We start from the raw sequence: 5,885 nt of genomic DNA on the forward strand, positions 1-5,885 counted from the left end.
TAGTTGACAGATACGCTTACTCTGCATACTGGATCGAGACAGGAACTATGAATATGCGAGAATATTACTCACGTAATTCAAAACTATGATGTCAAGGTGGGGCCATGAGGAGAACCGGTGGTTCTCTTAAGAGATTTACTGGAGCGGATCATAGATCCGCTCTGGGGCTCCTACTGTGAAATATTCAATTGCAAAATCCACAGTATACAGATACCTTGTAGAAATGAATGACAAAGGTATGCTGGAATATGACGGTCAGGAGATACAGACAGCAGTGACAAGAAAAGTGAATCCAGATATATCTAATACAGCGATTGTGGGTTCTATTCCTTGTGGAACACCTGAGTATGAAGAAGAACATATCGAAGGATATGTAGCTTTGCCAACAGCTATCTTTGGGAAAGATGAGTTATATATTCTTAGAGCCAATGGGGAGTCAATGATAGATGCAGGTATTGATGATGGCGATTTGGTTGTCATTAAGAAAAATAAAAAAGCCAATGCTGGCGATATTGTGGTTGCACTTGTAGATAATCAAAATACTCTAAAACGGTTTTACAGAGACGAGGAAAACAGACGCATTGTTCTCCATCCAGAGAATAAGAAATTCAAAGATATATATGCCGAAGAATGTACGATTCAAGGCGTGGCTTGTCACATTATAAAAGAAATCTAACCAGTGAAAGGTAAATGTTATGAAGAATGAAGGAATTCGCTATCATCATTTTGATAGTGCGGAAATAAAATCAAGTGATTATGCAGGTAAAATAATGCCTGGCATAACAGTGGAGGTGGATACAACTTGAACACATTTTATACTAGAACTGAGATTGATGAAATCGGTGCAGGTCTTATCCAAGTATATAAGGATAAGCACCCTGGCAAGGTTGTCGCATATATAGATATTGAGCATTTCATAACAGATTTTCTGGGACTTAAGATTGAGTTTGCATCTTTTGCTGAAGATGATTATGGAAAAATCGGTTTCACTTCTGATGGAGAAACAGAACTGATGATAAATCAAAACGGAAGGGTTCTTCCCTTTTCCTTTCCGAAAAATACGATTGTCATTGAGAAGTTTCTTCTGTCAGAGAAAGAATATGGGCGACGCAGATTTACGATGGCACACGAAGCAGCACATCACATTCTCGCAAAGCTTCAAGCTGAACCAGCAAAAGCCTGTTTTCATAATGAATATGATAATGAACGGGCATATACAAAAGAAGAATTAAGCCAGATATTCAGTTCCAATGAATGGCAGGCTGACGCAATGGCAGCATCATTACTTATGCCTAGATTTTTAGTAGAAGGAGCATTAGTGAAATACGCAGGAACAGACAGCATAAAACTATATGGAGAAAGCACCCTTTCTGCAAAGGACAAGGCTGCAATCAAAAAAATGGCAAAGGCTTTAGGCGTCTCTATCAGTGCATTGAGAATTAGATTAGAACATTTGAATATGATAGAAAAACTTGATATGAAAGAGTTTATACACGCAAAGTTATTCAAAGGCGGTGAGTTTATATGAGAGTTATGAGACAACCCGCCAAAGAAATAATGCACAAGTTGCTTAAATCAAGAATTGAAGCAGAGGCTCTGAGCGAAAGAGATTTACGCTGCCCAATCTGTGATTTTATGATACAAACAGTTTATTCCGATATATCGGGACATCTCAGAGTGAAGTGCCCCAAATGCAAAGAGGTATCTACATTAAACCTCGCCTACTTCCGCAGAATGAAGATATATGCAGAAAGATTAGGCTGCAAATGTAACAAATAAATAATATACAATTCTAATCGAGCAAGCGGAGGCAACTTATATAGTTGGCTAAACTACCAAGCGCCGTACGAAGCCAGAAAGTAATAGGATAATATCCTCTACTCTCTGATTTCTACGGTGCTTTTTTTATGCTCGATTTTGCTTTGTACTGCATTAGGTCTTTCCCGTTTTGCTTGGGAAAGGTCTTTTTTTATGCACTTAACCAAGTGGCAATGCCAAATAGCGAAATATCCGTAATTTCCGAATTTTGAATGCAAAACAAAAATTCAAAATTCAAAGGAGATTACGGAAATGAAAAATAACAATTTAACAGTACATTATGAGCAGGTAAATTTAGAGGAACAGTTTGCAAAGGAATGTAAACTTATCAACCTTAAATATGAATATTACGGATATGCAGGAGATGAGAAGTGGGCAATTGTATCAGAACTTAGCAAAGAGGAGCTGATGGAAAAATACCCTGAGCTGATTCGGGAGTATATTCCCTTTGTATTACTTTCTGTTAAGCAGGGAGAAGCAATAACGGAATATAACAGAATCGAAGACAAGCACAGAAAACGCAGGGTGAATAATGAACTTGGATTTGGCTTTGATGAGGTAACAGAATACGCCCATCCAGAACTTATCCAGCCGAATTTTATAGAAAAGCAGATGGAAGAAGATTTCGACAAAGAAAGGGAATCTTTCAAAATGAAACTTTTTGCAGAAGCAATGGACTGCTTAACCGAGAAACAGAGTAAATATATCACGCTCCGTTTTGTTAAAGGTATGAGTGCAAGAGATATTGCAAAAGAAGAAGGGATTTCCCATCAGGCGGTAGAGAAACACATCAATGTTGCAATCAAGAAATTTCAAAATACTTTTGGAGATTTTTTCGGGAAATAGGTTGTCATTTCATATTTCAATTCCAAACAAGTGAAGGGGTACTTACATTGACAGACAAGCCCTTTCGATAATTTGGAAAGAGAGGTATTTAGAGATGGAATCTAAAACACAAAGAGCAATTAAAAGAGGAGACATTTTTTACTACGATTTTGGAGAAACAGAAGGGTCCATTCAGAGTGGTCGCAGACCAGTATTAGTAATTCAGGCGGATGGGTTTAATGCAAAATCGCCAACAGTAATCATTGCTTCCATTACAGCAGTTATTAAAAAGAGATATTTGCCTTCGCATATTATTCTTGGCGAAAGATACGGACTGAGCAAACCGTCAATGGTTCTTTTGGAGCAGATTAGAACAGTCAATAAGGTTGAATTGAATGATTATGTAGGTACTGTTGATGAAGAACGTATGTGGAAGAAAATCAATATAGCCATTAAGAAAACCTTCGGCTTATGGTTTACGAATCTGGAACGTACTGGAGATATTCGATGCTTATGTCCAAAGTGCTTGCACGATTATATTTCCAATCCTAATTATGTGGTAAGACGCTTAGACCCATTTGCTCCAGCAAAAGACAAGTGTGATAAATGCAATAAGGTCGGATGGGATTATATCATTTTCGATAGACGCTCTACCTTTGGAGAAAAGGAGGGGCAGTAATGGGAGCAAAAGCTGCAACATTAAAAGAGCCAAAACACGATGTTCCAGTGTGGCACAAGCTAACTATGAATATGGATGAAACAATGGCATATACGGGAATTGGCAGGGATAAATTGAGAGAAATGACGAATAGAGAAGATTGTCCCTTTGTTTTGTGGATAGGGAATAAGCGTTTGATTAAAAGAAAAGTTCTTGATGAGTATATTACGCAAATGTATTCAGTTTAATGAAAATGTCAATTATGCGATTTTGATTATCGCATAATTGGCGTATTGTAGATTTTTCGTTATTATGTGGTCATCAAATTCAAGGAGGAGTGCATATGAATGAAAACCTTACAATTTTGACAGAAGCAAAGTTCAGTGTTCCGTTATGGCATATACGGGGATAGGTAGAGACAAGCTTTATGAAATGACTAATCGAGAAGATTGTCCCTTTGTTTTATGGATAGGAAATAGGCGATTGATTAAAAGAGAAGTATTTGATAAGTGCATTGAAAAATCATATTCAATTTAAAGGATATTTCAACAAAAGGAGATGAGCAAAATGAATAAAAAGAAAGATATTCCAATTTGGCACAAAACAAATTTGTCAATTGAAGAAGCTATTATTTATACAGGAATTGGGAGAAATAAGCTTTATGAACTTACAAGCAAAGATGACTGCCCGTTTGTACTGTGGGTTGGAAATAAACGTTTGGTGAAAAGGGTGGCATTTGATGAATATGTTTTGAAGAGAAATATGATATAAGGAGGCTGAATGATATGGATAAAGAACTACTTGCCTATAAGAGGAAGTTGGAAGAAAGACTATCGGATAAACCATTGTGGGAGAAGGAGTGTCTTACGGTGGATGAAGCTGCTGAATATAGTGGCATTGGAAGAACTAAAATCAGAGAATTGATAAGAAAAAAGAAATGTCCATTTGTAACCCAAATGGGAACCCAGTATTTCATTGTTAGAAAAAAGTTCGATTCATATATTGAAAAACAAACTCATATTTAAGGAGGCTGATGTTATGGCAAAAGCAAAAAGAAAAGATAAATCAAGAGTTGTTCTTCGTACTGGAGAGCAACAAAGAAAAGATGGAACATATTCATATTCTTGGATGGACAAGAATAAAAAAAGACGATATGTTTATGCAAGAAGTCTTGATGACCTTAGGGCGAAAGAAGAACAGATTGCAAAAGATATTAGCGATGGTATCAAGGCAGAAGCAAGATATACTACGGTCAATGAATTATACGAATTATGGAAAGACCTGAAGCGTGGACTTAAAAATAATACATTTGAAAATTACAAATATATGTATGAAACTTTTGTCCGCAATCAAATCGGAGATAAGAGAATTTCTTTACTAAAGAAATCTGATATAAAAAGATATTACAATTATCTTGCTGATGAAAGATGTTTAAAAGCAGCCACTATTGATAATATCCATACTGTATTACATCAGATTTTGGATATGGCGGTAGATGATGATTATATAAGAAACAACCCATCCAATAATGTTCTGAAGGAGCTTAAGAAGTCTCACGTTTTTAAAACAGAAAAACGCAGGGGATTAACTCGACCAGAGCAGGAGCTGTTTCTTTCATATTTAAAAGATACGTCTAATGTTCAAAATTGGTATCCAGTATTTGCAGTTATGATAGGAACTGGGCTTCGAGTTGGAGAAGTGACAGGGCTTAGATGGTGCGATATTGATTTGGATGAAGGGATAATCAATGTAAGTCATACGCTGGTATATTATGACCACAGAACATCAGAGGGAAAAAGAGGGTGTTACTTCAATGTAAATACACCTAAGACTGAGGCTGGAAATAGACAAGTGCCTATGCTCGATTTTGTGAAGGAAGCATTTCTTATGGAAAAAGAAAAACAAGATATGTTAGATTTACATTGTGAAGCTACTGTAGATGGGTATACGGACTTTATCTTTATAAATCGTTTTGGACAGCCACAGCACCAAGCGACGTTAAACAAAGCAATCAGGAGAATCATTCGTAATTGTAATGATGAGCAATTCTTAGAAAATGAAAATCCTAAAGTTTTATTGCCACATTTTAGTTGTCATTCGTTAAGACATACATTTACGACCAGAATGTGTGAAGCAGGGGTTAATGTCAAAGTGATTCAAGATGCTCTTGGACATAAAGACATTTCAACAACGCTCAACATTTATACGGATGTAACGAAAGAGTTGAAACGCTCTGAATTTGAAGGACTTGATTTATATTTTAAAAAAGCGTAGAAAATGGGAAGTATGATTTCCGAATAGGGAATATCATTACTTCCCATTTTTTAAGCAGTGAGAAGACCTTTACACCATTTACCTCAAATTGTACCTAGTTTACCTCAATTTCCATTGATAGATAACCACAGTTGTCAATTTAGAAAAGTGTAACAAATGAAAGAATAAATGTTTCTGTACTTTTTAGGAAAAAATTGATAGTATGTCCGACGAAGTTCCGACGATGAAGCCATTAGACTGATAAAAACGCTGTAGCCATTGAAAACACTACGCTATGGCAATCAAAAAGTGTTACTTTTGTTACTAAAGT

10 protein-coding genes are annotated in these 5,885 nt (G+C 36.3%); all 10 read left to right on the plus strand.

Going from position 1 to position 5,885, the window contains the following annotated elements; translation table 11 throughout:
* Positions 1-175 precede the first annotated feature (175 nt).
* The 10 genes from lexA (at position 176) to EV211_RS10380 (ending at position 5,575) form a co-directional block, all read left to right on the plus strand.
* Positions 176-676, plus strand: a complete 501-nt coding sequence (lexA, locus tag EV211_RS10335) for a transcriptional repressor LexA (RefSeq protein WP_243108614.1) — start codon at positions 176-178, stop codon at positions 674-676.
* A 126-nt stretch (positions 677-802) separates the two neighbouring features.
* Positions 803-1,528 (plus strand): ImmA/IrrE family metallo-endopeptidase, encoded by a 726-nt coding sequence (locus EV211_RS10340; protein ID WP_133529355.1) that lies wholly within the window; start codon positions 803-805, stop codon positions 1,526-1,528.
* Positions 1,525-1,779, plus strand: a complete 255-nt coding sequence (locus EV211_RS10345; RefSeq protein ID WP_133529356.1) for a hypothetical protein — start codon at positions 1,525-1,527, stop codon at positions 1,777-1,779. Before EV211_RS10340 ends, EV211_RS10345 begins: the two co-directional genes overlap by 4 nt.
* 291 nt (positions 1,780-2,070) lie before the next feature.
* Positions 2,071-2,664 carry a sigma-70 family RNA polymerase sigma factor gene (locus tag EV211_RS10350; RefSeq protein ID WP_133529357.1) on the plus strand — a complete coding sequence of 198 codons (594 nt, stop codon included), beginning with the start codon at positions 2,071-2,073 and terminating at the stop codon, positions 2,662-2,664.
* Positions 2,665-2,758: 94 nt separating this feature from the next.
* Positions 2,759-3,322 carry a type II toxin-antitoxin system PemK/MazF family toxin gene (locus tag EV211_RS10355; RefSeq protein ID WP_133529358.1) on the plus strand — a complete coding sequence of 188 codons (564 nt, stop codon included), beginning with the start codon at positions 2,759-2,761 and terminating at the stop codon, positions 3,320-3,322.
* Positions 3,322-3,549 carry an excisionase gene (locus tag EV211_RS10360; protein WP_133529359.1) on the plus strand — a complete coding sequence of 76 codons (228 nt, stop codon included), beginning with the start codon at positions 3,322-3,324 and terminating at the stop codon, positions 3,547-3,549. The genes EV211_RS10355 and EV211_RS10360 overlap by 1 nt, the downstream gene beginning before the upstream one ends.
* Before the next feature lie 145 nt (positions 3,550-3,694).
* On the plus strand, positions 3,695-3,838 hold the full coding sequence (locus EV211_RS10365) for an excisionase (protein ID WP_133529360.1): 144 nt from the start codon (positions 3,695-3,697) through the stop codon (positions 3,836-3,838).
* 30 nt (positions 3,839-3,868) lie between these two features.
* Positions 3,869-4,072: an excisionase gene (locus tag EV211_RS10370; RefSeq protein ID WP_133529361.1), complete on the plus strand. Its 204-nt coding sequence runs from the start codon at positions 3,869-3,871 to the stop codon at positions 4,070-4,072.
* Positions 4,073-4,086: 14 nt separating this feature from the next.
* Complete coding sequence (locus EV211_RS10375; RefSeq protein WP_133529362.1) at positions 4,087-4,326, plus strand: excisionase; 240 nt, start codon at positions 4,087-4,089, stop codon at positions 4,324-4,326.
* A gap of 13 nt (positions 4,327-4,339) precedes the next feature.
* The gene (locus EV211_RS10380; protein ID WP_133529363.1) at positions 4,340-5,575 is read left to right on the plus strand and encodes a tyrosine-type recombinase/integrase; all 1,236 of its coding nucleotides are present in this window, start codon (positions 4,340-4,342) and stop codon (positions 5,573-5,575) included.
* Positions 5,576-5,885: the final 310 nt, after the last annotated feature.

Source organism: Aminicella lysinilytica, assembly GCF_004362975.1.
Lineage (GTDB): Bacteria > Bacillota > Clostridia > Peptostreptococcales > Anaerovoracaceae > Aminicella > Aminicella lysinilytica.